Annotated in this window: 20 protein-coding genes; 11 read left to right on the forward strand and 9 right to left on the reverse strand. The window is 52.1% G+C overall.

Annotated elements, in window-relative coordinates; all coding sequences use genetic code 11:
* Positions 1-13: 13 nt before the first annotated feature.
* The 3 genes from L1285_RS10080 to fhuF all read right to left on the reverse strand — a co-directional run bounded on the left by L1285_RS10080 (position 14) and on the right by fhuF (position 3,689).
* A complete protein-coding gene (locus tag L1285_RS10080) occupies positions 14-1,615 on the reverse strand; it encodes a (2,3-dihydroxybenzoyl)adenylate synthase (RefSeq protein WP_235412229.1) in 1,602 nt (533 codons plus the stop codon).
* Complete coding sequence (locus L1285_RS10085; RefSeq protein WP_235412230.1) at positions 1,612-2,850, reverse strand: isochorismate synthase; 1,239 nt, start codon at positions 2,848-2,850, stop codon at positions 1,612-1,614. Before L1285_RS10085 ends, L1285_RS10080 begins: the two co-directional genes overlap by 4 nt.
* A gap of 77 nt (positions 2,851-2,927) precedes the next feature.
* Entirely contained in the window at positions 2,928-3,689 is a 762-nt protein-coding gene (gene fhuF, locus L1285_RS10090; RefSeq protein WP_235412231.1) for a siderophore-iron reductase FhuF, read from the reverse strand.
* Between the two features lie 120 nt (positions 3,690-3,809).
* On the opposite strand from fhuF, the gene L1285_RS10095 reads away from it, so the two are divergent.
* A complete protein-coding gene (locus L1285_RS10095; protein ID WP_235412232.1) occupies positions 3,810-5,450 on the forward strand; it encodes a cyclic peptide export ABC transporter in 1,641 nt (546 codons plus the stop codon).
* Here L1285_RS10095 and L1285_RS10100 read toward each other — a convergent pair.
* The 4 genes from L1285_RS10100 to L1285_RS10115 all read right to left on the reverse strand — a co-directional run bounded on the left by L1285_RS10100 (position 5,447) and on the right by L1285_RS10115 (position 9,150).
* Positions 5,447-6,136 carry a 4'-phosphopantetheinyl transferase family protein gene (locus L1285_RS10100; RefSeq protein WP_235412233.1) on the reverse strand — a complete coding sequence of 230 codons (690 nt, stop codon included), beginning with the start codon at positions 6,134-6,136 and terminating at the stop codon, positions 5,447-5,449. The genes L1285_RS10095 and L1285_RS10100 overlap by 4 nt on opposite strands.
* Positions 6,137-6,227: 91 nt before the next feature.
* Positions 6,228-6,614, reverse strand: a complete 387-nt coding sequence (locus tag L1285_RS10105) for a hypothetical protein (protein ID WP_235412234.1) — start codon at positions 6,612-6,614, stop codon at positions 6,228-6,230.
* Positions 6,615-6,616: 2 nt separating this feature from the next.
* A complete protein-coding gene (locus L1285_RS10110; RefSeq protein WP_235412235.1) occupies positions 6,617-8,284 on the reverse strand; it encodes a S41 family peptidase in 1,668 nt (555 codons plus the stop codon).
* A 161-nt stretch (positions 8,285-8,445) separates the two neighbouring features.
* Positions 8,446-9,150, reverse strand: coding sequence for a hypothetical protein (locus tag L1285_RS10115; RefSeq protein ID WP_235412236.1), 705 nt, complete (start codon positions 9,148-9,150; stop codon positions 8,446-8,448).
* A 161-nt stretch (positions 9,151-9,311) separates the two neighbouring features.
* On the opposite strand from L1285_RS10115, the gene L1285_RS10120 reads away from it, so the two are divergent.
* From L1285_RS10120 to L1285_RS23595, 5 genes are all read left to right on the forward strand, one after another.
* Positions 9,312-9,692, forward strand: a complete 381-nt coding sequence (locus L1285_RS10120) for a hypothetical protein (RefSeq protein WP_235412237.1) — start codon at positions 9,312-9,314, stop codon at positions 9,690-9,692.
* A gap of 466 nt (positions 9,693-10,158) precedes the next feature.
* Complete coding sequence (locus tag L1285_RS10125; RefSeq protein ID WP_235412238.1) at positions 10,159-11,352, forward strand: DUF3103 family protein; 1,194 nt, start codon at positions 10,159-10,161, stop codon at positions 11,350-11,352.
* Positions 11,353-11,725: 373 nt separating this feature from the next.
* Positions 11,726-12,991, forward strand: a complete 1,266-nt coding sequence (locus L1285_RS10130) for an efflux RND transporter periplasmic adaptor subunit (RefSeq protein ID WP_235412239.1) — start codon at positions 11,726-11,728, stop codon at positions 12,989-12,991.
* Complete coding sequence (locus tag L1285_RS10135; RefSeq protein ID WP_235412240.1) at positions 12,984-16,127, forward strand: efflux RND transporter permease subunit; 3,144 nt, start codon at positions 12,984-12,986, stop codon at positions 16,125-16,127. Before L1285_RS10130 ends, L1285_RS10135 begins: the two co-directional genes overlap by 8 nt.
* Before the next feature lie 20 nt (positions 16,128-16,147).
* On the forward strand, positions 16,148-16,777 hold the full coding sequence (locus L1285_RS23595; protein ID WP_268836024.1) for a TetR family transcriptional regulator: 630 nt from the start codon (positions 16,148-16,150) through the stop codon (positions 16,775-16,777).
* A gap of 116 nt (positions 16,778-16,893) precedes the next feature.
* On the opposite strand, the gene L1285_RS10145 is transcribed toward L1285_RS23595, so the two are convergent.
* Positions 16,894-18,540 carry an endonuclease gene (locus L1285_RS10145; RefSeq protein WP_442960489.1) on the reverse strand — a complete coding sequence of 549 codons (1,647 nt, stop codon included), beginning with the start codon at positions 18,538-18,540 and terminating at the stop codon, positions 16,894-16,896.
* A gap of 322 nt (positions 18,541-18,862) precedes the next feature.
* Between L1285_RS10145 and L1285_RS10150 the strand changes: the two genes are divergently transcribed.
* The 5 genes from L1285_RS10150 (at position 18,863) to L1285_RS10170 (ending at position 24,896) form a co-directional block, all read left to right on the forward strand.
* Positions 18,863-20,680, forward strand: coding sequence for an assimilatory sulfite reductase (NADPH) flavoprotein subunit (locus L1285_RS10150; protein WP_235412241.1), 1,818 nt, complete (start codon positions 18,863-18,865; stop codon positions 20,678-20,680).
* A gap of 54 nt (positions 20,681-20,734) precedes the next feature.
* The gene (cysI, locus tag L1285_RS10155; protein WP_235412242.1) at positions 20,735-22,459 is read left to right on the forward strand and encodes an assimilatory sulfite reductase (NADPH) hemoprotein subunit; all 1,725 of its coding nucleotides are present in this window, start codon (positions 20,735-20,737) and stop codon (positions 22,457-22,459) included.
* A 64-nt stretch (positions 22,460-22,523) separates the two neighbouring features.
* Complete coding sequence (locus L1285_RS10160; protein WP_235412243.1) at positions 22,524-23,264, forward strand: phosphoadenylyl-sulfate reductase; 741 nt, start codon at positions 22,524-22,526, stop codon at positions 23,262-23,264.
* Positions 23,265-23,598: 334 nt separating this feature from the next.
* Positions 23,599-24,390 (forward strand): hypothetical protein, encoded by a 792-nt coding sequence (locus L1285_RS10165; protein ID WP_235412244.1) that lies wholly within the window; start codon positions 23,599-23,601, stop codon positions 24,388-24,390.
* Positions 24,387-24,896 (forward strand): DUF4124 domain-containing protein, encoded by a 510-nt coding sequence (locus tag L1285_RS10170; protein WP_235412245.1) that lies wholly within the window; start codon positions 24,387-24,389, stop codon positions 24,894-24,896. The genes L1285_RS10165 and L1285_RS10170 overlap by 4 nt, the downstream gene beginning before the upstream one ends.
* Here the strand turns inward: L1285_RS10170 and L1285_RS10175 are convergent.
* Complete coding sequence (locus L1285_RS10175; RefSeq protein WP_235412246.1) at positions 24,893-25,990, reverse strand: NAD(P)/FAD-dependent oxidoreductase; 1,098 nt, start codon at positions 25,988-25,990, stop codon at positions 24,893-24,895. The genes L1285_RS10170 and L1285_RS10175 overlap by 4 nt on opposite strands.
* Positions 25,991-26,071: the final 81 nt, after the last annotated feature.

Below are 26,071 nucleotides of genomic sequence, written 5' to 3' on the forward strand. Positions count from 1 at the left end.
CTTCTTTTATTAATCAGGCCTGGCCGTCGAAGGTGGCGCGCAGGGCTTTTTTATCGACTTTACCGACCGCAGTCAGGGGTAAGTCGGCGACAAACTGGAATTTATCGGGCACTTTAAAATCGGCGATCCCCAGCTGGCGCAGATACTTGCGCAGTTGCAGCGGGGTGAGTTTTTCGGCTGCGACGACAAAGGCACAGCTTTTTTCGCCCAGCGTGGCATCGGGCATAGAGACAATGGCAACCTGCTCGATGTGCTGATGGCCCAGCAAATGGTTTTCCACTTCTTCGGCCGCGATTTTCTCGCCGCCACGGTTGATCTGATCTTTATCACGCCCAACCACAATCAGGTGGCCGGAGGGCAGTTGTTTTACCAGATCGCCCGAGGCATAAAACCCGTCAGCATCAAATGCACTGGCGTTATGCTGAGGTGACTTGTAATAGCCCCTGAAGGTATAGGGTCCACGGGTCAGGAGTCTGCCTGCTTCACCGGGCGCGACCGGCTTGCCGTGCTCATCGACCACTTTGATTTCATCGTCGGGACTGATCGGGCGACCCTGAGTGGTCAGTACCAGCTCGTCGTCATCGTCATGGCGGGTGTAGTTGACCAGTCCTTCTGCCATACCAAAGACTTGCTGAAGCTGGGCACCCAGTAGCGGCCTGACCTGCTCGGCCACAGTGCGGCTGAGTTTGGCACCGCCAACCTGGATCAGTGCCAGGCTGCTCAGGTCATGCTGGCTTTGCTGGGCGTGTTGCAACCACAGCTGCAAGGCCGGTGGCACCAGTGCGGTGTGGGTGATGGCAAAGCGTTCAATTAAAGGAAAGCAGTGGCTGGGACTGGGATCGGAGGCCAGTACTACGGAGCCGCCAGCGGCGAATACACCCAGTGCACCGGGTGAGCTGAGCGGGAAGTTATGCGGAGCCGGCAGGGCACACAAATAGCGGGTGTCACCATGCAGCTGGCAAATATCCCGGCTTGCAACCACAGAATAGAGGTAATCATTGTGGGTGCGCGGGATCAGTTTCGGAGTACCGGTGCTGCCGCCAGAGAGCTGGAAAAACGCCACATCTTCTGGATTGAGCTTTGGTGCATTAAAGGTACGCGTTTGTAAATAGGCCTGTTTGAGCTCGCTATTGCCTTTGGTGTGATCGACCATAATGTGACTGATACAGGCAAAGCGATTATACAGCTCGTGCGTAAACGACTCATCGGCAAACAGCGCCTGAGCTGATGAGACGATCAACAGCTTAGGCTGCAGAATTTCGCAGTAGCTTTGCAGTTCAGTGCGCTGATGGTTAAACAAGGCACACACAGGGGCAACACCGAGTTTAAGCAGCGCAAAATAGCTGATGTAAAACTCCACACAGTTGGGCAGCTGAACCAGCGCCGTGTCGCCTGATTGCAGCCCCTGGCTGGCCAGCTGCGCTGCCAGGTTCGAGCTGTAGTCATCCAGCTGCTGATAGCTCAGCTGTCGATTGGCATCGGCTACGGCAATGCCTTGTCCGTTGTGCGCCAGTTGCTCGTACAAAATACTGGTGAGCGGTTTATCCTGCCAGTAGCCCTGGGCGCGGTAGTGGGCGGCCAGATCTTCGGGCCACGGGGTATATTCAATACTCATAGTGTGTGTTTCGTTGCTAAGTGATAGGCATGCCGTACGTCCAGCGCGTTCAGCATAGTGTTTAATTTGGCTTCGGTTTCCAGCCATTCTGAGCTGGGATCGGAGGCGGCGACAATGCCGGCACCGGCAAACAGGGTCGCCAGGTTGGCTTGCAGGTAACCACAGCGGATCACCACCACCCACTCACCATTGCCCTGGTTATCGCACCAGCCGACGATCCCGGAGAAAAGCCCGCGGCCATGACCTTCCAGCGCGTCAATATGTTGGTACGCAAGCGCAGTGGGCTTGCCGCACAGCGCCGGTGTCGGGTGCAGGCGGTTGGCCAGTGCAATCGCGCTTTGTTCGGGGGCTTTGAGTGTGCCCTCGATCACGGTAGATAAATGCCACATAGTCGCCGTGCTGAGCAAGTCGGGCTGCTCAGGGATATGCAACTGGCTGCAGAGCGGGCCGAGGATCTGGGCCATGTCCTGCAAGACCACGGCGTGTTCAAAGCGGTCTTTTTTCGACGCGAACAAAGTGGCGCGGCGCTGGGCTTCAACACTGGGGCAAGGGTCGCGGGGAATGGACCCGGCCAGCGGATTACTAAAAATCTGCTCGTTTGTTTTGCGCAGCAGCAGCTCCGGGCTCACACCCATCAGTACGCCGGTATTTTGCTCAGCATGGGCATCGTGTAACTGAGCAGGAATAGAAAAGTGATAGCCACTGGGGCTTTGTGCCAGCAGTTGTGAGAGCACACCCACCTGGTCCAGCGGTTGTTCAAAGTGCAGTTCAACTTGTTTACTGAGGACGATTTTATCCAGCTGGCCATCGGCAAACAGTGCTTTGGCGTCGCGCACGGTCTGCTCAAAATGGGCTCTGTCCTGTTTGTAGTGCACCGACTGCAAACGATTGGGCGTCTGCGCGCCAGCCTGTTGTGCGCTCAGGCACTGTGCAAACAGTTGCTTGTCCAGTGTGCTGACCTGCTCCGGGATAATAAACTGAGCCTGTTGTTGCTTACAAAACGGCACCACACCGAAGGCAATGGCCTGGCCGCCGGTTCTGGCGGCATGTTCGTCCAGCTGTTGCTTAAGTCTGCTGGTCAATGCCGCATTGTCATTGATGGGTAAGGTAAAACGTCTGGCCACACCGCGGCTTATCAGGCATGACGGCCCGGACACAAATAAACAGTCCTGCTCGGGCCGGAACTCGCCAAGTTCGTGCGTCTGGGTGGGCTCGGATAATTGACCAGCATGCATGGTTTACTTTCCTCTGTTGACTCTGTCGATAGCAACGCTGATGCAAACTACACTCAGCGAGATGTGACCAAGACGACTCATTGCGAAAAAGATTTAGTCCCGCAGGCAATTTGCTTGCGGGCGGTTTTGCGTGCCGCCATAAACTCCGGGCGCTTGGGGCAGTCGCCACAGTAGTCTTTGTGCGGGTGGGCGTGCAGCAAACAGCAGGCACCGCGTACCCGCTTGCCTGCGACCATATATTCGTTACGCTGCGCACTGAATAGCGGGTTGGGCTTGTCCTGCCAGCAATCTTGGCTCAGCAGGGAGCGCACATCCTGTTGCAGCCCAGAGGCATCAGGCAACACACTGGCGATGGTGGTGCTGATGTGGCGCAGGCGAAACACCAGATTGCTCCACAATACCCGTTCTGTGACGCTAAAATGGCGACTGAGAAAGGCATGCAGCGGGGCAAAGTGGGCAAAGATCAGCGAATGATATTTCTCGGCTGTGCAGCTGGCAGGCGCAACTGGCTGGCCACAAGTTGGCAGCATCAGCCGCTGTGTGGTTAAACACAGTTGCACCTGCTGCGCCGCTATAGGCAAATCCAGGTTGAGCACGCTGTGGCTGAGCAGCACGCTCGGCAGCACCCTCACGCAATAGCGCATATGCCAGACAGAGGCTTGTGCCCGGGGCGAATCTATCCCCTCAGCACGTGCCCAGCCAGCTATGGCGCTCTTTAACGCCGTTACCTCGGCAAATTGCTGTGCCAGTGTCGGCAAGTCCGGGCTCTGTGACAAAGTGACGGCCTCGCCATATTCCCGAAAGGGCCCCTGAAAAAACGGTTGTAATGTTGGAAGCAAGCGGACCTCGTGGTTGATTTGCTACAAATACCGATACCTAGACGTTTTGTGGGTGAATTTTTTTACTCCCTGTTCGTCACCACCTAAAGCAAATCCACGTCAGCAAAGAAGAGAGACCCCGTGCTTGCAAAATTGATCCGTAATACCTGGTGGCGCTTTATCGCCACCGCACTCAGTAGTGTGTTGTTTGGTTTGATCAGCGTGTCGCTGGTTGCCCTGATCAACGAAATCATTAACAGTGATCAGGCTGGCCGCTCTGAGCAGTTTATCTGGTTTGCCGTACTGGCCTGTCTGGGGGTGAGCCTGCAACTGGCCTCTAAATTACTCGCTGAGCAGCTTAGCCAGCAAAGTCAAGCCACGGTGCGCCGCGAGGTAGCTGAGCACGTGATAGGCGCGCAATTCAGTCATGTTGAAGCCCAGGGCGCTGGCAAGATTAAATCCTGCCTGACCGAGCATAGCCTCAAAGTGGCGGAGTTTTTCCAGAGCCTGCCGAATATTCTCAGTAATGCCATGGTGGTGCTGGGCAGCTTTGTTTACATGGCGTGGCTCGACTGGCAGGTATTTTTATTCGCTCTGCTTACGCTGGTACTGGGCTCAGTAGGCTACAGTCTGGCCAATGCCAATGCGTTTCGAAAAGTGACCGAGGCGGCGAAAATTCAGGACACCTTATACGATCAGTTCGATGCCATTTATGCCGGCGCAAAAGAGCTCAAGTTGCACCGTAAAAAGCGTGAAACCTTCTTTCAGGATGTGATTGGCAGCACCATTACTTTATTGCAAAAGCGCCGGGTGCAGGGCGCCAGCATGTATCACTATGCGGCATCCTGGGGCGGTTTTAGTGTCTTTGCCTTTATCGGCGGTGCGCTGTTTTATCTGTCTGCACCTGGGGCAGACAGTGGTAAGGTGATGTCGGGCTTTGCGCTGTTATTTTTGTATATGCTGACGCCACTGGAGGTGATGCTGGCCGCCATTCCCAAAGCTGCTGCCGCGAAGGCCTCGGCCAATACCATCGCCACGTTAACCAAAGACATGGCGCTGATGCCGAGCAGCAATGAGGCCATGAACGACTTTAACCAGCTTACCCTGACAGACATCAGTCACGGTTATTACCACGAGCAAAGTGATGAAGTGTTTGCCCTGACCCCGATTAATCTGACGCTGCGCAAAGGCGAGTTAGTCTATCTGGTGGGCGGCAACGGCAGTGGTAAAACCACCTTTGCCAAATTGTTGTGTGGTCTTTTTGAAGCGCAGCAGGGACAGGTTCTGGTTGACGGGCAAGCGGTGCAATCGGCGCAGTTCGATGATTATCGCCAGCTATTCAGCACGGTATTCAGTGATTTTTATCTCTTTGATCGAGTCCTGGGATGTCAAGGAAAAGCGCTGGAAGAGAAAGGCAATGCCTTGATCCGCAAGCTGAACTTGCACCATAAAGTGGCGATTAAAGACGGCGCGTTTACCACCCAAAAGCTCTCGCAGGGTCAGCGTAAGCGTCTGGCGTTGGTGGTGGCCTACATGGAAGACAGGCCGTTTTACATCTTTGATGAATGGGCGGCGGATCAGGATCCAGTCTTTAAAGACGTGTTTTATCGCGAGCTGTTGCCAGAACTAAGCGCTCAGGGCAAAACCGTGCTGGTGATAACCCATGATGACAAGTATTTTGGCCTGGCCGACCGGCTACTTAAAATGGACAACGGTTGTCTCAGCGAGCCTGCCAGCGCGGCGCCCGCTGAGTCATCAGCACAGCAAACGGCGCTCGCCTAGGGCGCGGCGCGCAGGCAGCACTCGGTCAGTACAAGCTCGTCACTGAGCTGGTAATAGACGCTGATCCGGGTGCCCTGTGGCAGGGTCTCATGCAGTGTCTCGGTGAGCGCAAAGTGCAGCTGATTATCGCTGTGCTCAATCAGGCATGCTGCCTCAAAGCCAAAAAAGCGTTGTACCACAGGGTAGAGCGCTTTATAAATGCTTTCTTTGGCGGAGAAGATCAACGTCAGCGGGCAGCTCTGTGTTTTACTCAGCTGTTCGAACGCTGCCTGCTCTGCCTTTGCCAGGATCTGCGTTTGTAGCTCCCGCTCCTGTTTGTCTGACATTTTCCTTTCCAAGTCTATGCCTAATCCCCGTACCTTGGGATCATCACTGACCATCGCCATGGCTACCTCCTGGGTATGGCTGATGGTGCCCTGAATGCCTGTTGGCCAGATAGGCGCACGATTGTCGGCACTGGCAATAACGGTATGAGGCAATCCCAGCATTTGTAACGCCTGACTGGCACAGTGGCGTCCGGCCAGGTATTCGGCCTTGCGCTTGGCAACAGCACGGCCGAGTTTATCGGGCAAGGGTTGAGCATAGTGGGCAAAATCGCTGTCCTGATAATCGGCAACGCAAAACGTGCTACTGTAACTGGCGAATGGCAGCTGGGGGGTGAATAATTCGGCTGGTGATAACAACATATGACTCCCTCAATTAGTGGCAGTCATATTACCGATAAAGGGAAAGGTTGCAAGCATGCTCTGAGGCAAGCGAGGTATAGAGCCTGCTATGTTAAGGCTGTTGCGGGTTGACCACGCAGGGCACCGAAGGCAGCACCCGATATTCTCCGCTTGTGGGGTAATATAACACACACTGCTCGCCGCGTTTTTGCAGTTCAAAACCGGTTATGCCACCTTCTCTGCTGCCGACAATCGGTTGTCCATAGGGATCCAGTGGATTGCCTTTTTCAAGGAATAACGTGGAATGCTTCATAAACACATTGTGCGCCAGCTGAGGAGCTGCGCCGCCCTTGAGGGCGACGATGGCGTGCTGTATTTCACGGATCATATCCGGGGTGGTTTGTTCAATTAAGGCCGCATAGACAGGCGCCGCTTTACTGGTCTGGCAACCTGTGAGCAGCAAGGCCAGTAAACTGGCAAACCATCCCGAATATTTCATGGTTATTGTCCTTTAAGGTCTGTGTGGATAGCACCATGACGCAAAGGCTTGAACGGCAATGTCACTGCGTTATGCTCATTTGCCTGCTCGCCGTTATCAGGCTTGGCAGACACCCCCGATGCTTCATTGACCAGGCAAGTCCCAGTTACGCTGTGATGCAGGGCGGTTGCCAGCAGCTGTTCATTCTCATCACCTAACGCATGGCTTAAATCATCGCTCACCTGGCAGCCTGGCACCTTCGCATCCAATCCGGTTTCACCGCTTACCTGACTGGCCGGTGTCGGGGTGAAGCCATTGGCGTAGTCGCCAAAGCCCTTTTCATTGGCAGACTTAGACTGAATGGTGTAATACACCATGCCACAGTTGGGCGCAGGTAAGAAACCATAGGGTTTACCTCGTGTGGTGGTGCCTATCTGGATCACCTCTACATCAATACCACGCAGGCCGTTGATGACCATCTCACTCGCTGAGGCAGTATCGTCGGTGGTTAGTACATAGACTTTGGACAAGTTTAGGCTTGGCAGAGTCGTGTCATTCATAAACTCGTTGCGAGTCCAATCTATTCGGCGAGGCTCGAAGGTATAGACGCGGTTTTCACTTTGGCGTTTATCATTGTAGGTAGTCACGCCGAAATTGCGGCTCAGTGAGCTGTCACCGGCCACCATATAACCCAGTTGGGCAGCACTGTGGACAAGACCGCCACCGTTGTAACGCATATCCAGCACCAGCTCATCGACGTTACGATTTTTAAAGGTATCAAAGGCTGCGATTAAGGGCGCCTGCGCAGTGGGGATAAACTGATTAAACTGCACATAGCCAAAGTTTTTGCCACCGTGCGGTATGATTTTGGTATTTTGCACGGGGCTTTGCTCAAAGTCGACGGCCGTCATTGTGGCTGATTTATCTTCTCCCTGTATAGGGCGGAACACAAAGGTATAGGCCTTTGGAACACTTGGAAATAGGGCTTCATTGAACAGCGTGACATTATCACCATCTATAAAGTCTTCGCCATCAATGCTGACCAGGCGGTCGCCCCTGCGTAGGCCGCTGGCCGCTGCCGGTGAGTTTGGCTCGATATACGCAATGGTAAAGTTACGATCTGGCGAGGCGGTTTTGATAGCCGCCCAGTGAATACCATAGCTGGTGGTTAAACCAGCCTGATTTTCTTTTTGATAGGCTTCGTAGGTGGTGGAAAAATGAAACTCATCTTTGAGTGAGTTATCCGGGTTACGTTGCGTGGTTTTTAACTGTTCGAAATAGCTTGCCACGGTGCTGAAATCGCTCGGATTGTTATCGGCAATTTCGTCATACCACAAGTAGGTTTCGTTGCTGAACGAGCGCAACCACATTTTTTCATGCATCATGGTCCCGGCTTTGTCGGGATAGGGCTGATCATTGTTGAGTGGGTCTGGCCCGGTGCGCGGGGTGGCACAGAAGTTGATGAAGTTTGTCGCGGCTGGAAACACGCCCGCCTGCCAGCTAGGCTCAGTGCTGCTTCCGCCTGAGTCAACACCGGCATCCCCACCATTATTATTGTTATTATCAGGGGTTGTTACAGTGCCAGAATTGCTGCCAGTACCGCTCTCTGTACCACCGCCACCGCATCCAGAGAGTGCGGTGAGGGTGAGGGCCAATCCGATGGCAAGGTATAAGTTGCTGAATTGCATCATGGTTTTTCCTGTCTGTTCATTGCGCTAAAAACTATCAACACTTTTTGTACAATACAACAGATAGACCGGGTTGACTGTTAATTAATGTCAACGGCTGCACAAATAATGAGTGTAAGTCATAACCCGGGTTTAGAACAGGTCGCTCTGTATGGCGCGAGAAGCTAGCGGATTTGCTGACGGCGCCTGCGCCAGGGCGGGGATTGCAACAACAGCAAGATACCACTGAGACAAAACGCCACACTGCTGGCAGCAAAGGTGATCAGCAAGGGGTTGTTGAAATCATCACGCTCGTCATAATCCATAATATGCAGCATCCAGAAAAAGTCGAAAATACGCCACAGCGTACTGCGAACGGTGATCACCTGACCACTGTGTGCATCCAGATAGAGGGTTGTACTGAGTGTGTCGGCAAATGTGACTTGCCACACCTGAGGGCGATACTGTACTTCCCGAGGACCTTGGGCGAGCAGTTGTGCTGACTCGATGAGGCTATTGCCGAGGTAATGCGCCTGAGCATTGGCGCGGATCTGGGCTTCGCTTGGGGTGGGGAAGGGCGCGCCGGCAGAGGTGAAATAGGTGCGTTCAGTAGCTGTGACAACGATCATCGGCTGGTCTAAAAAGTGACTCAAGGTCAGGCTGTTAAATCCTGCAACACGGTTCGCCAGCTGGTTGAGGTTAGCGGTGTAGTCAACGTAAGTAAAAGGATTCTCCAGCGTGCGCTTAGCCAGATGTTTGCCATGTACCATATCCAAAGGAATGGCGCTCATAACCAGGCCGCCGAGCAACCAGGCAAAGATCTGTAATGCCAGCAGGTAACCTGCCAGTTTGTGGAATTTTCGGATAGATTTGAAGCTGGACTTATTCATAGTGGTGTTTTTTCGTCAAAATTGCTGATAGCTTATGAGAATTCGCGTAAAATCAGAAGTGACATATTGTCGCACCTGCCAATCGACCGTGTTCTGGCGCTGAACATGACCTGGATCTGGCAGCGAACAACTCAAAAAAGAAACAAGGTAATTGCCCCGTCATGTCAGAAATCCAGTTTTTAAATGTCGACTTAGAGTTAGAATCCAAGCAGGATATTTCTGCCCTGGTTGCGGATCTTAAAAAGAACGCGGTAGTACTGCATTATGATCAGGATGAGTATCGTCAGCTGGCCAGAATTGAGGCCAGTGCCGAGGTAACGAGCCCGGACAAAGCCATCAATCATTTGTGTGAACTCATTGAATCATGCTCAAAGTCTGCACTCAAGCAGTGGCTGGGATGTTCGAAGCGGACCTTTGATATTGGTTTTAGCTGTGGAGAGCAGCCAAAATGTTATTCTCAGGCGCTGCATGTTGACACTTTACTACGTATCTCAGCTATCGGTGCTGGTATGGAAATCACCTTGTATCCTAATGAGAAGTAATGACTTTATAAGAAATATGCTCAGATGCTGTAAGTAGATACTTTACTACGGTGCTCTCTCGCCGGTGCAATCGGTGCTGGTATGGGAAGCACTTTGTACCCTCATGAGAGGTAATGACTTTTGCTTAAGCTCATGCACTCAGCCGGTCTGGCCTGCTCAATCTCGCAGGCTCAGTGTTGCCGGTATATTGCCTGTTTGGCACTGTTTCTCTGCCACTAATAATGAACCAAACCAAATAGAGTCATCACTCTTGTTGCCTAAAAGATCTATTTCTTACTTATTTTTTAATATTTAAAGTTCTTAAAAAACATAATTATATTCATTTTTTGTTAATTTCTCTATGTAAATTTTATATTAATGTGTTGATAATTTGATTTTCGTGTTTTATCTTGAACTGGCACACGAGAGGTGGCTTCCCGTGGTTCAGGTGAGGCCGGAACAGGATTATTTCTGGAGAATTATAACAATGAAACGCATATCTCAGATGACCTTATCTGCACTGGCCCTGGGCCTGAGTGCAGCAGCGAGCGCAACCGCAGCACCGGTTGAGACAGTGAGTAACCTGGCAGCGCCGCTGGCGCAAATTGACCGCTTTAATCCACAGGCCTTCCAGGTCAGTGATATTAAAAAAGTGATGGCGAAGTCTCTGGCGCAAGAGTTGTCGCAGCAGGGTCCGCGCTGGCAGTCAGCGCTGGCCAGTCAGCCACGCCTGACGGTGCAGGATATGCAGGTATCACAACAGGCACAGTCATTGATTGGACAGGCAAGCACGCAAACTCGGGTATTGAAAGGCTTGCCACAAAGCGACAGCAACCTCTACCAATTGCGTCTGGCTTCTGCTGACATGCTGAGCCAGTGGCAGGAAGGCGAAGAGCCGTTGATCGCCTTTGCACCGAAAGGGGATGATAAAACCTGGATCCATGTTGAAGCCTATGACAGTGATGGTCAGCTGCATCTGTTAGATGCGCAGCAAATGCCACAGCGTCCGGTGCTTGTGCTGGAGCTGGATCAACAGCAAGTGCGCCGTGAAGGGCTGGCCGTGATGCAAAACATTTTTAGCAGTGCCAGAGAAGCGCAATCGGTTGAGCGTTTTTCTAATAATATGCTGCAAACGAACCAGATGACAATTCAGTCTGAAGCCATTTCGACCAGTGTTTTGAAACGTATTCGCCTGAACAATGATCAGGAGCCCTGGGTACTGGGTAAAGCTGAAGTCTACGGTATCGTCACAGGGGTAAGCCCGTCACGGGATGAGCCAGTTCTGGATATTGTAGATATGCCCTACCTGGATCATGACGGCACTGACTACACGCCGAATCAAATCCTTATCCACTGGGAGCGTTATCGCTGGCAGGCCGCCGATGTGCTGCTGATGGAACAGGATGACAACACCAATTACAAAGACTTAGCGACGATTTTCCTGGATATCGTCACTCAGGTGATGCGCACCATTCCGGATCCTAATGTGCAGGGTTATGCGATCATTCCCCAACTGACCAATCAGCTGATCAAAGCGATGCCGGACCACTGGTTCAGCAATGATGATGACTATGTGGATGTGTTTTATACCTTGTTTGAAGGCCAAAATTACAGCGGTTACATGGGCGCCAGCAACAACGCAAAAATGACTCTTTCTCCCTTAACCATAGAGCCCAGATAAGTGTCAGTGACTGTCCACTGGCGCTAGCTTATTAGCTCACAACCCGTTGAGTAGGTTACGGTCTAACGGACTAGGCCGGTTTTTATTATTTTGCAGCGAGCATACCTTGGTATGCTCGCTTTTTCTTTTCTGGCGCTGTATTTGAACTGTTTTCATTATTTGCACGCGTCACACTGACCGCTACTCCCTTCCTTTAACCTGTTCGTTTTACTTCGATTTTAATACTTATTCTGATTGATTAGCTGCATCCATAGGCAGGTTTCGAGCCACTTGTGATATCACCTTTGCGGAGAAAATACACAATTGATATTTACATACTTTCTGGTATGTATATAATCAAAACATTCCGTCGGGTATGTAAAAGAGAGTGAGTGTGAAATCATATTTAGTAATTGCGGCCACAGTAATGAGTTTGCTGGTCGCCAAAGCGAGCTATGCAGACAATATGCCTGTTGCTTATGCCGTTGAGGCAAGCACGGTGAGTCAGCAGACGATCAGAGACTGGGCATTTGCAGAAGGGATAGCACAAGGGATCCGTCGCGAATACCTCAACTTTGAAAGTGGCGGCAAGGTGGTTTTTTTGGCTGACGACCAAAGTGGTAACCGCTTACGTGCTGGCAGCTTTGTTACCGGGCCTAAACCGGGTGAGCGTTTTGGCCAGCTGCTGGCGCGGGTTGATGAGCGCACCGGCGCGGAAGCTGTTAAAGGCTATGAGGCATCATTGCGCAGCGCGGTGCTGGGCATTGAGCAGGCCCAGGCGCAGCTGCATCAGGCACAGAATAACCATAATCTCGCGAAAACCAGTTTTGAGCGCGCGCAATCAATGTGGGAGCGCAAGCTCATTGCCAAAGAGCGTTTTGAAGCCGTCAAAACCGAGCTGCTGAATGCGCAGCAATCCATGCACACCGCGACTGCGGCGCTGGACTCTGCCCGCAGTCAAAAGCTGGCGGCGCAGGCCCAGCTGAATCAGGGCAAAGTGAATCTGGAAAAAACCGGCATCTTTGCCCCGTTTGATGGTCAGCTCAGAGCGGTCAATATTCGTCAGGGGGATTACTGGGCCGGGCCGGCCGCTGTGATGTCAGATAAAGACCGGGAAATGCATGCGGCCATGGTGGTGATCGACACCAGTCAGTACGAAGTCACTTTAAACGTACCTTATTATGCTGCCGACCAGTTGGCGGAAGGGCAAACCGTGTATCTGAGTTGGAGCAATGAGAAGTTGCTGAATGCCGCTAACAGTGGCTTTACCACTGGGGATATCAGCCTGGGTAAGATTTTCTCTGTCAGCCCGAGTATCAGCCTGAATAAGCGTGCGATTGAAGTGAAAGTACATACTTTTGCAGGTGCGCAGCATCTCAAAGATGGCATGCATGTCAGCGCCTGGATCAAGGTGGCAGAAAAACCACAGGCGCTAAGCGTGCCACACAAGGCTGTGATGTTGCGCAACAACCAGCCTTTTGTGTATGTCATCAACTCAGCGAATAAGGCACAACTGACGCCGGTTGAAACGGGCATTGAAGATCTTGATCGTATTGAGATCCTGGCCGGATTGAGTGCCGGCCAGCGGGTGGTCGTGAACGGCGAGCACCTGTTGGTGCATGGCAGTGCGGTACGTGTTGTGGGAGCGACCGATGAATAAGCAGGGTCTGGCGCATAAACTGTTTGTCGATAAAGTCATTTCAACTTTGTTGCTGGCCATCTTGTTGGTCGGCGGGGTACTGGCTTACTCGGGCATGTTGAAAGAAAACTATCCGGACCTGGAAATACCCCAGGCCATTATTACGGTTGAATGGCCGGGGGCGGCCGCAGAGCAGGTTGAGAAGGAGGTAACTAAACCCCTGGAAGACGCGCTCAATGGTTTGCAGGGGCTTAAAAAGCTGCAAAGTGGCTCACAGTTTTCTTATGCCGTGATTGCCGTGGAGTTCAAGTCCGATGAACCGATGAATGAGGCGATGCAGCGCCTAAGAGCGAAAGTCGATGAAGGCAAAGCTGAATTTCCCGGAGCGGTGAAAACCCCATTGATCGAGCAGGTCTCAGTGAATGATACGCCGGTTATAGAGTTTATGCTGTATGGCTCGCTGGATGACACCAGTTTCAGTCAGGTGGTTAAAACCATTGAAAAGCGCCTGGAGGCCAAGCCTGGGGTAAAAAAGGTGGATAAGGGCGGCTATCGTGAAACAGTAGTGCATGTGCGCATGCTACCGGACAGGTTAAGGTCGTTGAAGATATCGCCTAATCTGGTTCGTCAGCGCATTGAAGAGGCTAACCTGGATACCAGCTGGGGTGAGTATGACGATGGTAATCGTATTCACCGTCTTTATCTTGCGGGTCGTTTTGATGATATCAGAGCATTGCAGCAGCTGCCGATTGTAAGACTGAACGATAATCGACTGATCCGGCTCGAAGAAGTGGCGCTGGTTTACAAAGGGCTAGATAAAGTAAAAAGCGAAACGTATTTCTCTGAACTGGGAGAGCCTTTTACCCAGGGGGTGTCTCTGGGGGTGAAAAAACGTCCGGGCGTTGACACCATTACGCTTATCAATGAAGTGAAAACAGCGATGGCTGACTATCAGACACAGGGTTTCTGGCCGGATGGTCTGAAAGTACAGATCATCAGCGATGAAAGCGCGCTGATTGATGAGTCATTTGCCAATGTGTTTAGCAATATCTGGCAGGCCATGCTGGCGGTGTTCATTATTCTGATGGTGTTACTCACCTGGCGGGAAGCACTGATCGCGGGCGCAGCCATCCCACTTACATTTCTAGGCGCGCTGATGATCCTGGGTCTATTCGGTTATACCCTGAATACCATGATGATCATCGGTATGGTGCTGGCACTGGGCATGCTGGTGGATGTCTTCATTCTGGTGATGGAAGGCATGCACGACAACCTCTACAGCAAACGCCTGTCGTTTAAGGAGGCTGCGCTGGCAACTGTGAAGACCTATGCTATGCCCGCGTTTTCAGGCCAGCTGACCACCATTTTGGCGATGGCACCCATGATGGCCATTGGCGGCGTAGATGGTAAGTTTATTCGTCTGATCCCCATTACCGCCGTGTTGTGCCTGGTACTGAGTTACCTGATTGCCTTTGTGATCTGTATTCCTTTATCGCAATATTTGCTGAGCAACGCTAAACAGACTCAGATGAGCAGGGTCGATAGGCTGACTCAGATCGCCGGGCAAAGTTTGCAGCGCTGGCTGAATCGGTTTGCCCTGCGCAGTCGCCGACGCGCGGGCGCCTGGGTTGCAGGCAGCGTTATTGTGTGGCTGATCTCAATTGGGCTGATGAGCACGCTGCCGTCACTGCTTTATCCAAAGGCAGACGGCCGAAACCTTGCCATCACCATAGAGCTGGGCCCGGATGCGACACTGGCACAAAGTCGCTCGGTGGCCGAGCGGGCAGGCGCGTATCTGGCCACGCAGCCGTACTTTGAAAACGTGACTATGTACGTGGGCAAGAAAAGCCCCAGAGCAATCAGCTCCATCAGTGACCAGTTACTGCTCAATGAAAATCCGAATCTGGTGGGGTTCTCGGCATTATTCGTGCCTAAGGATGAGCGCTCTCAGTTAGCCTATGAATATATCCCTGAGCTCAGAGCGGGCCTGAATGAGATGCTGGCCGACGTTGCAGGGATTACCCTGCTGTTTACACCTGAAGTGGGCGGGTCCAGCAACGATGACCCCGTACAAATTGTGCTCAGTGGTTCTGATATGGCGCAGCTGTCGGCATATGCCAGTCAGGTTCAGCAGCAGTTGGCTACTATTAACGGGGTGACTGATGTGCGCAATAACCTGGGGGCGTGGCAAAGTCAGGTGAGACTGACGGCCAACCGGGAAGCGTTGAATTTTCACGGTATTACCGAGCAAGATTTTGCCAGTCAGCTGCGCCTGGCAACCGAAGCGGATGAATACGGCAAGTTTAAACTTGCGGGGACGGAGGACGACCTGAAGATCCGACTCAGTACATACTGGGAGAGCCGGGATGAAGATATCGGCGGCCCTAAGTCTCTGGCCGAGATCAGCCTGATCAGTTTATTTACCCCTGAGGGGGAGCTGGTCCCCGGTGGCAACCTGGTGGAATATGAGATTGATTCGGTGCCGCCACTATATACGCATGCCCAGACTCAGCGTGCTATTACTATCAAAGCCAAAGTAGAAGGGATCACCGTTGGTGAAGTGATTGCACAGCTTGAGCCCCACCTACAGGCATGGCAGCAAACCTGGCCAGAGGGGTACAGGTATAGCTATGCGGGAGAAGCGGAAAACGCTGAAGAAACCTATGGCTCGGCCGGGGTGGTGTTTGTGCTGGCAATCATGATGGTATTTGCGGTTCTGACTTTGGCGTTGGGCTCATTTAAACAGCCACTGGTGGTGCTGTTTACCATTCCGCTGGCATTGATAGGTACCTTTAGTGGGTTCTGGGTGTTTCAGATCCCCTTTTCCTTCCCTGCCATGATAGGGTTAATCGCACTGGTCGGGATTGTGGTCAACAACGCCATCGTGATGCTGGACACCATTAACGGCCATATTAAAGCCGGGGTGGAGCTCAGTGATGCCTGTGCCCGTGGCGCGGCGGATCGCCTCAGGCCCATTATTGGTACCAGTATTACCACCATAGTTGGCTTGGTGCCGTTGGGGTTGAGTGACCCGACCTGGTTCCCGTTGTGCTTTGCGATTATCTTTGGCTTGCTGGCATCGACTCTGGTGGCCATGATTGTCATACCGGCAATGTACATGCTAGTCTCGCGGCCACTATCTGATAAGCCTGTTTAATACCTGGATGGAAACTACCGATGCCCAGAAGAACCAAAGAGGAAGCCGAGCAGACACGCCTGGCATTGATCAAATCCGCACTGCAGCTATTCAGTGAAAAAGGGGTCGCGCACACGACCCTGATGGATATTTCTAAGGCTGCGGGCGTGACCAAAGGAGCGTTTTACTGGCACTTCAAGAATAAGCTTGAAGTGCTGGAGGCGATCACCCAGGAATATGCGCTGCCCCTGGATGAGGCCGCGCAGCAGAAGCTGGAAACTATGACGCCCAGCACTGCAAATCTGATTGAGGCAATCACCTTTTATTTTGAGACTCTGGAACAATCAGAGGCCCTGATTGCTTTTCAGGAAGTCATCTTGTTTAAGTGTGAATACACCGATGAGTTCAGTGCGTTACTCAAGCGGGACAAGGATGATCTCGAGAAAGCCCGAGATATTTTTAGCGCATTTATTACTGAAATGGACGAAAGTCAGTGGCAGGGTCCACGCCCGGATGCAGCGCACATTGAAGCGCTGAGTCAAACACTGCTCAATGCTTTGGTGGGTGCTCTGTTTCAATGGCTCACAACCCGCGAGGGCATATTGTCTCAGACCGTGACCCAGACGGTCAGGATCATTTTGCGCGGTGGCGGTTTGAAAGTCGATGGATAAAGGGGGCGGACCTGTGAAGGCAGACCTGTGACGATAAACTCGTGTCTGCCTTTTTGGTTCGGCTTAGCCTCGGCCTTGTGCGCTGAGCCTGATACCTATTACTGGATGGGCATGAATTACCAGATCTGCTCTACAAACTCAGGGTGGTCCACAAACGGGTTGCGGTTGCCCTGATACTGGTAGGCACCTTCGTTGCGGGCACGCTCCAGTGCATCAACCGGATCGGCCTGATGCCAACGTTTGAGCATAGTGACTACCCAGCTCTCAAAGACCTGGGAGCTGCTGCCATTAAGTACCGCATCGCTGTAGCTGGAATAATTCTGCCAGCTACTGATACGATCCTGATAGCGCGTGGCCATATAAAAATAAGCGCGGGCAAAGTCGCCCTTGAACTGATCAATCGGCTCAAACACAGTACCGCTGTAACCTATGCCCGAGGCGCTGCCCACTTTACTGCCGTTGCTTGAGACATAAGTACTGCTGCCGACTTCGCCAAACGGGAAGCTGCTACGGCGGTTATTCACATAGCCGTCGGAGGCAAATATATGGTGAATGTCTGAGTTCATTGGCTCAATTTTGCCACCAAACCAGCTTTTCGGAAATGAATGCTCACGGTTGTAACAATCGCCCTCAATGCGGGCGGTGCCACACTGATCGCCCACCGCCGTAAACTCGTGACTGTCCGTGCCGCTTGGCTTTTCAGAATAGCGATCCAGCACTGTGCCATTGTTCTCAAAGTAGCGGTCGCGCTCATACTGATCGATGAACGACCAGATAGCGCCATAACCCTGATTATTATGGCTGGTAATGATGTTGTGCAGGGCCGTTTTCAGGGCATAACCTGATAAACCCGCAGCTGCACTGTAGTAGCCGGAAGGGGTATCACCACCACCGTCGCCACCGCCATTATCGGTGCCCAATGTGAAGCTGTGTGAAGCCGATGAAGTGAACTGGCTACCCGACGCTATCGTCCCGGATGAACCGTTCAGGCTATATGAACCGTTTCCATAACTGCAACAAATACCGTCACCATAGCTGTCATATATCGTAAAAGTGTATGAGCCGTCAGTTAAGCACAGGTTTTCACTGTAGCTCTGGTTAGCGCCATAATTCTGGCCGCTGGCGACGGTCGCATTGGACGCGTTTTTAATCACCCAGCTGGTTTCCTCACCGTACTTGTCTGTGGTCAGGTTGAAGGTCAGCGCATTGGCCTGGCAGGCACCACCGGTTGGTGGCGGTGTGCTCGTAGTGCCGCTGGGCTGAAAGTGATCAACATAGACGGTTTCATTGCCGTCAAATCCGCTGACGTCATAAAAACGCAGCCCCACCGTGATTTGGCCATTGCTGGTGGCCGTATAATCATGGCGCAGTTGTTGCCATTGGTTTAACTGTTGCGGATCCGAATAATTGTGATAACCGTCAGCGACCAGGCGAGCCCTGACGCCGCCTTCAGTATGGTAGACCCAGGTACTGAAGGTGTAGGTTTTACCGGCCTCAACCGTGACGGTTTGTGCCAGATCGGTATTCCCCTGCGTTGTTGTCAGCACATTGACAGCCGCCGCCGTCTGTCCGCTGTAAACGCGATTCTGTTCGGTAGTCAATGAGATACCCGAATCAATGGTGGTCCAGTTGCTGGGTGTACCCAGCTGCCACTGCTCGAAATCTCCGTTGTCTACCTGTCCCCATGCCATGGTACTGAGCAGGCTTAACGCGCTGCCAGCCAGGCCCATTGTCAGGCACAAAGGCCCTTTTCTTGTAATCATTTTATTATTCCCGTGTTCTATTTTTAATTTGTATTGTTGTTTATTTGTTAAAAACCGAGTGGGAGTTTAAAGGGTTTCTGTTACATTGTCGTTAACTTTTTAATTGTAAAAATCGGTACAATGATTTTTAATCTGTTTTATTTGGAGTTTTTGAATATCCATAACCAAATGGAATAACAAAGCAGATACTGTTCTTTTTGTCGCGCGGTGAGTTGCGTATCCTGCATGCTAAGAAAATGACCGAATTGCAACTGTGCGCGGGTGGAACCGCCGGGCAGTTCGGCGGGGCAAGCTATATAAGGGTTATGGGGAAACAATCATCATGTTGTTAAGTCAACTCAGTGCCGCGGCCAGTCCGCTGACACAAGAACAACTGCAAAAATTACAGGGGTTAGTGGCGGAACTTAATCCGATCCAGCAGGCCTGGGTCAGTGGTTATCTGGCTGCCAACGCCAACACCGCCGCACTTGCCGGCACATTAGGACAGGCACCTGCGGCTGCTGCAGAAGTAGCACCTTTGACGATTTTGTACGGTTCTCAAACCGGCAATGCCAAAGGGGTTGCGGCGCAACTAGAAAGTGCCGCTAAAGCACGCGGCCTGCAAACCAAGTTGGTTAATATGGCTGACTACAAGCCTGCGGCACTGAAGAAAGAGCAGTTTATTGCCGTGGCTGTTTCGACCTATGGTGAGGGTGAGCCACCTGAAGACGCAGAAACCTTGCACGCCTTTTTGGCCGGTAAAAAAGCCCCGAAACTGGATGGTGTTAAAATCGCAGTACTCGGCCTTGGCGACTCGAGTTATGAGTTTTTCTGTCAGACGGCCATTGATTTTGAAGAGCGCTTGCAAAAGCTGGGTGCCGAATCTGTGGTTGCCCGTGCAGATCTGGATGTGGACTATGAAGATCAGGCAACAGCCTGGATTGACAGTGCACTCGATGCCTTTGAGCCTGCGCTAAAGGCACAGCAGGCAGAAGGTGGTGCCAATGTAGTAGCCATGCCATTGGCAACGGCCGGTGCCCATGCCAGCCAGTACACTAAGCAAAGTCCGTTCAGCGCAGAAATCTCTGTGGTACAGAAGATCACTGGCCGTAACTCGACCAAAGATGTTCGCCACGTCGAAATTTCACTCGAAGGGTCAGACATTCAATATCAGCCGGGTGATTCACTGGGCGTCTTTTTCCTCAATGACGAACAACGTGTGGACGAGGTTATCGGCCTGCTTGGTCTTGAAGGTGACAGCGAAGTGACGCTGGGCAGCGAGACGCTGACACTGCGCACTGCCTTGATTGAAAAGCTGGAGCTGACTCAGTCTTACCCAGGCTTTGTCGAAAAGTATGCGGCTGCAACGAATAACGCAGAGCTGAGTACACTGGCCGGTGACAAAGCCGCGCTGCGTGAGTACATCGAAGCGCGTCAGATTTTCGATATCATCAAGCAACAGCCGGGAACACTCAGCGCGCAGGCGCTGGTTGACAGCTGTCGTAAGATCCAGCCGCGTTTGTATTCTATTGCGTCGAGCCAGGCTGAAGTAGAAGAAGAAGTGCACCTGACAGTGGGTCTGGTGGAGTTTGAGGCCTTTGGTGAAACCCATCAGGGCGGTTGCTCTGGTTTCCTGGCGCATCGCGTTGAGGAAGGCACACAGGTTAAAGTGTTTAGTGAGCATAACGATAATTTCCGTTTACCAGCAGACGACAATACCCCCGTGATTATGGTCGGTCCTGGTACCGGTATTGCGCCATTCCGCGCCTTCTTGCAAGAGCGCGAGGCACGCGATGCTGAGGGCGACAACTGGTTATTCTTCGGTAACCCACACTTTACTCAGGATTTCCTGTATCAGGTTGAATTACAAAAGTACGTGAAATCGGGCGTACTGAATCGCATTGATCTGGCCTTTAGCCGCGATCAGGCAGAAAAAATCTACGTTCAGGACCGTTTACGCGAAAAGGGTCAGGACGTGTATACATGGTTGCAAAATGGTGCGCACTTTTATGTGTGTGGAGACGCCAGCCGTATGGCCAAGGACGTTCATCAGGCATTAGTAGACATCGTTAAGCAGTATGCAGGTAAGAGCGACGAGGAAGCTGAAGAGTATCTCAAAGAGCTACGCAGCGCGGGTCGCTATCAAAAAGACGTGTACTAATCCTGCGGGATTAGTCAGTACACACCGTCACAGTGTAAGAATTTAGGAATAAAGATGAGCAATAGCGATTACAAACCCAACAGTAAGCTCGACCCGAACGCCAAACTGTCAGATAACGAGCGTTTGAAAACCCAGAGTAACCTGCTGCGTGGCACCATTAAAACCGACCTGGGCGATCAGCTGACCGGTGGATTTACTGACGACAACTTTCAGCTGATCCGTTTCCACGGTATGTATCAGCAGGATGACCGCGACATTCGTGCCGAGCGACTCAAGCAAAAGCTCGAGCCGATGCACAACGTCATGCTGCGTGCGCGAATGCCGGGCGGGATCATCAAGCCGCATCAGTGGTTGGCTATCGACAAATTTGCTGAAGAAAAAACCGAGTATGGCAGCATTCGTCTGACCACGCGTCAGACCTTCCAGTTCCACGGTGTATTGAAGCCACACATTAAAGAAATGCACCTGACGCTGAACGATGTGGGCATTGACTCCATCGCCACCGCCGGTGACGTAAACCGTAACGTACTGTGTACCACCAACCCGGTTGAGTCTGAACTACACCAGGAAGCCTACGAGTGGGCGGCACGCATTTCTGAGCATTTACTGCCAAAAACCCGTGCCTACGCCGAGATCTGGTTAAACGGTGAAAAGCAGGAAACCACCGAAGAAGAGCCGGTGCTAGGTAGCACTTACTTACCGCGTAAGTTCAAAACCACAGTGACTATTCCACCTAACAACGAAGTGGATGTGCACGCTAACGACCTGAACTTTGTCGCCATTGCTGAAGACGGCAAGCTGGTTGGCTTCAACGTCCTGGTGGGCGGCGGATTGGCCATGACCCATGGTGATGTGAACACCTACCCACGTAAGGCCGATGACTTTGGCTTTATCAGCCTGGACGACACGCTAGCGGTGGCCGAGCACGTGGTTGGTGTACAGCGTGACTGGGGTAACCGTGCGAATCGTAAGAACGCAAAAACCAAATATACGCTGGATACCTTTGGTACCGATGCGTTTAAAGCGGAAGTAGAAAAACGTGCCGGTGTGACCTTTGCACCGAGCCGTCCGTATGAATTCACCCATCGTGGCGACCGCATTGGCTGGGTTGAGGGCATTGATGGTAAGCACCACCTGACGGTATTTATTCAAAGTGGCCGGATTTTGGATTACCCGGGCAAATCGCTGAAAACCGGCTGTCGCAAGATTGCCGAGATCCATCAGGGCGATTTCCGCATGACAGCAAACCAAAACCTGATCATCGCGGGCGTGCCGGCAGAGCAAAAAGATGAGATTGAACAGCTGGCCCGTGAACACGGCCTAATTGATGATGCGCATACTGAGCAGCGTAAAAACTCGATGGCCTGTGTGTCTTTGCCAACCTGTCCGCTCGCCATGGCGGAAGCCGAGCGTTACCTGCCTGAGTTGATTGAAAAAACGGAAGAAATTCTGGCCAAACATGAGATTGCTGACGACGACATCATCTTGCGTGTGGTTGGTTGTCCAAACGGCTGTGGCCGCGCCATGCTGGCAGAAATTGGCTTTGTCGGTAAAGGGCCGGGCAAATACAACGTATACCTGGGCGGTAACCGTGCCGGGACGCGGATCCCGAAACTGTATCTGGAAAATGTCGGTGAAGAGGTCTACCTGCCGGCACTGGACGAGCTGATTGGCCAGTGGGCCACAGAGCGTCAGCCGGATGAATGTTTTGGTGACTTTGTGATCCGTAAGGAAATTGTGGCTGAAGTTAAGGTATCTAAAACCGACTTCCATGCATAATACAGTGGGCGCTCGGCGCCCCTGACCACAGCGGTGAGTTGTGGTGGAATACTGGGAATGAGTAATGAGTGACTTTAAACAAATCCTGACACTGGATAAGGCCTCACAGCAGGCATTATTAAATGATGCCAACGGCATGCTGGCGCAAAAAAGTGTTGAAGAGCGAGTGATCTGGGCGCTGGAAAACTTGCCAGATAACCCGATTTTGTCGTCCAGCTTTGGTATTCAGGCTGCGGTGATGCTGCATTTAGTAACCCGTCAGCGTCCAGATATTCCTGTGGTACTGACGGACACCGGGTATTTGTTCCCGGAAACTTATCAATTTATTGATGAGCTGACTGAGCAGCTGAACCTGAATCTGAAAGTCTATCGTGCCGAGCAGGGCCCGGCGTGGCAGGAAGCCAAGTACGGCAAACTGTGGGAGCAGGGTGAAGAGGGCATTAAGCGCTATAACACGCTGAACAAGGTAGAGCCGATGACCCGGGCCTTAAAAGAGCTTCAGGCAGGCACCTGGTTCAGTGGTTTACGTCGTCAGCAATCTTCTACCCGCGCCGATAAGCAAATCTTAGAGATAAGCCGTGGGACGGTGAAGGTGTATCCGATCATCGACTGGCACAACCGTGACGTGTACCAGTATCTGACCAAACATGGCTTGTCTTATCATCCTTTATGGGAGCAAGGCTATGTGTCTATGGGTGATGTGCATACCACCCGTAAACTGGAGCCAGGTATGAGCGAAGAGGAAACGCGTTTCTTTGGCCTTAACCGGGAATGTGGCTTGCACATTGACGGGGACGGTATTTAATACCAATTTCACTTACTACCTGGTCAATTTGAAGGAGCAAATATGACGCTAACGGTGTTAAAAATTTTTCATTTAGAACAACTAAATAGCAAAATTTTGCCTCGCCTACATGGATGTAGGTGCCTCAGCGATAGCAGGACGCGAGAGCGGTGTTATCGACCATATTTTCTCGCCTCAAAATAGAACACTTAATTAAGAAAATTGGTATAAACGTCTCTGTCAGAGCACGAATATAATAAGCGGACCCGGCGATACAGCCCGGTCCGCTTTTTTGTCACAAATGAGACTGAAACGCTACACTGTGACTAACGAGGGAAAAGAGTAGGTGAATGCGATGCGCTCAATACGCAGTTTGTTTGGTCTGTTGCTGTGGCTGATGTCAATCAGTGGTCACAGTGCTGTCTCGCCCTTGCCACCGACAGGAAGCGAGTTGTCGGTGCTGCGTGTCGCCTTACCCTACAACGCCTTTCCGCCTTTTGTGACCGGCGACCCTGAGCGTCCCGGTGTGCTCCCTGAGCTGCTAACCCATTTTACTCTGAATGGCGCGCCGGTGGACGTAGATTATATTCCGGAAGAGCGCTCAAAAAAGCTGATCAGCCACGACAGGATCCAGGTGCGAATGGAGTCTGAATCCTGGTATCGGGGTGACAGCCCGATGTGCTGGAGCCCGGGGTTATACTGGGTCAAAGATGTCTTGATCACTCATCAGGATGGCGCAGTGCCCACGCAAAGTTATCAGGATTTCATTATGCTTGGCCGGTTTGGTTACACCTACCCGACCGTAGAGGAAGCACTGACACAGGGGCAGTTGCAGCAGAAGCTGTTTTACTCTGAGCGGGAGATGCTGGATGCGCTTGCCTCGCCGGTGAAAGAGGACCGTCGCTTTGCTTTTATGAGCCTGCCCACCATTCGCTGGCTCCAGCTGAGTAACCCCAAATTTATCACTGCGCTTAAAGTGCATCAGGTGGTCGATACCGCGGCATTACAATTACAGTTTAATCGCAGTGCGCTGGGGCTAAAAGGCTGCGCACAATTTAGTGATTTCTTTATGCGCTTTCGTCACTCTACCGAATATCGCTCTATACTGTTAAAGTATGGCCTCGATATAAAAGGAGTGCCGCAATGAAGTACGCAAGTTATCTGTTAATTATGGTGATGCTGGTCGGCGTGGCATCGCTGTTTGTTTTAAAGCGGCCTGACGGCCGCACCTGGTTAAGCCTGGATGATATCCTCGGCAAGGCGCAAACTCAGGCCCAGCAAATACTGGACGAGTCAAAGCAGCAGCTGGATAAAGCGGTGGATATCGTAAACAGTTCGGATGAACCTGCGTCTCAGCAAAAACCCAGTAAAATCTATAAATGGCAGGATGCGCAGGGCAACTGGCATTACTCAGACCGGCCAAATGCCCGTGGGCAGAGTGAAGAAATGACGCTGGATCCGAGCAAAATCACCATTATGGCGGCGGAGAACACCGATATTCTTAAGCAGCTAAAAGAGCAGCAAGATGCCGGCCGCATTCCCAAAGACTTACCCGCCAACATGAGCCCGAGCGACATCAAAAAGCTGGTACAGGATGCCCAGAACATCGAAAAACTGATGCAGGAGCGCAGCAAAAAGCTCGAAGAGCTCTAGCGTTTAAGCTGCGCCTCAACATACTCGGCGATCGCCAGGCTGGCGGTCAGACCGGGTGACTCAATGCCAAACAGGTTGATAAGACCGTTAATCCCATGGTGTTGATGCCCTTCAATAACAAAGTCTTGCCCCTGACTTCGATATAACTTAGGCCTTATTCCCACATAGTCCGGCTGTAACCGTTCAGGGTCCAGTGCGGGCCAGTAGCTTTGGATGGCTGCAACAAAGCGGGCTTTTGCCTGAGCGTCCACCTGGTAATCCAGCTTATCTATAAACTGGGTGTCTGGCCCAAATCTGAGTTGACCGGCCATGTCTAACGTGGCGTGGATCCCCAGGCCGTGTTGCTCCGGCATTGGGTAGATAAGATGATGAAATGGATGGGCACCCTGATAACAAAAATACTGACCACGACATAAATGGCTTTGTGGAATATGGTTTGCATCCAGCCCATGGATGCGTTTGGCATTATCTTGCGCAAACAGGCCGCCTGCATTGATCAGTGTATTACAGCTCAGCTTAAAGCTTTCGCCGTCACAATCCAGGACCAGATTAAACCCGTTGGCCGTTGGTTGTGCCGAGTCAAAGCGGGTGTGGCAGACCAGGTTACCACCTGCGTGCTCCAGCTGATGCACCAAAGACAGCATCAACTGATGACTGTCGATAATGCCGGTAGACGGAGAAAACAGCGCGGCACTGGCACGCAGTCCGGGGGCCATCTCGGCAATTTGTGCCTGGCTAAGTGGGGTCAGGTCATGTACGCCATTGCGCTTTGCCTGCGCCTCGATTGCAGCCAGCTTGTCTTGCTCAGCGGCTGTGCGCGCGAATAAAATTTTACCGAGTCGTTTAGCCGGTACGTGGAAGCGCTCGCAGTGCTCATACAGCAAGGCCTTACCACGCACACACAGGCGCGCTTTGAGGCTGTGCGCATCATAATAGAGTCCGGCATGGATCACTTCGCTGTTGCGGCTGCTGGTGTGTTCGCCGAATTGTCCCATCTGGTCGATGACCAGCACCGGGCGGGTCTGACTGAGGCGGGCCGCGAGGCTTAAGCCTACGACCCCGGCGCCAATGATCACTGTATCTACGTGGTCCATGGATATATCTGAATGAGAAACTGAGAGACAAATTGTAGCGAAATGCCCGCACAGAGGCAAAGCCGGGAACGCGGCCGTAGC

The sequence above is a fragment of the Pseudoalteromonas sp. DL2-H2.2 genome, from assembly GCF_021532535.1.
Lineage (GTDB): Bacteria > Pseudomonadota > Gammaproteobacteria > Enterobacterales > Alteromonadaceae > Pseudoalteromonas > Pseudoalteromonas rubra_A.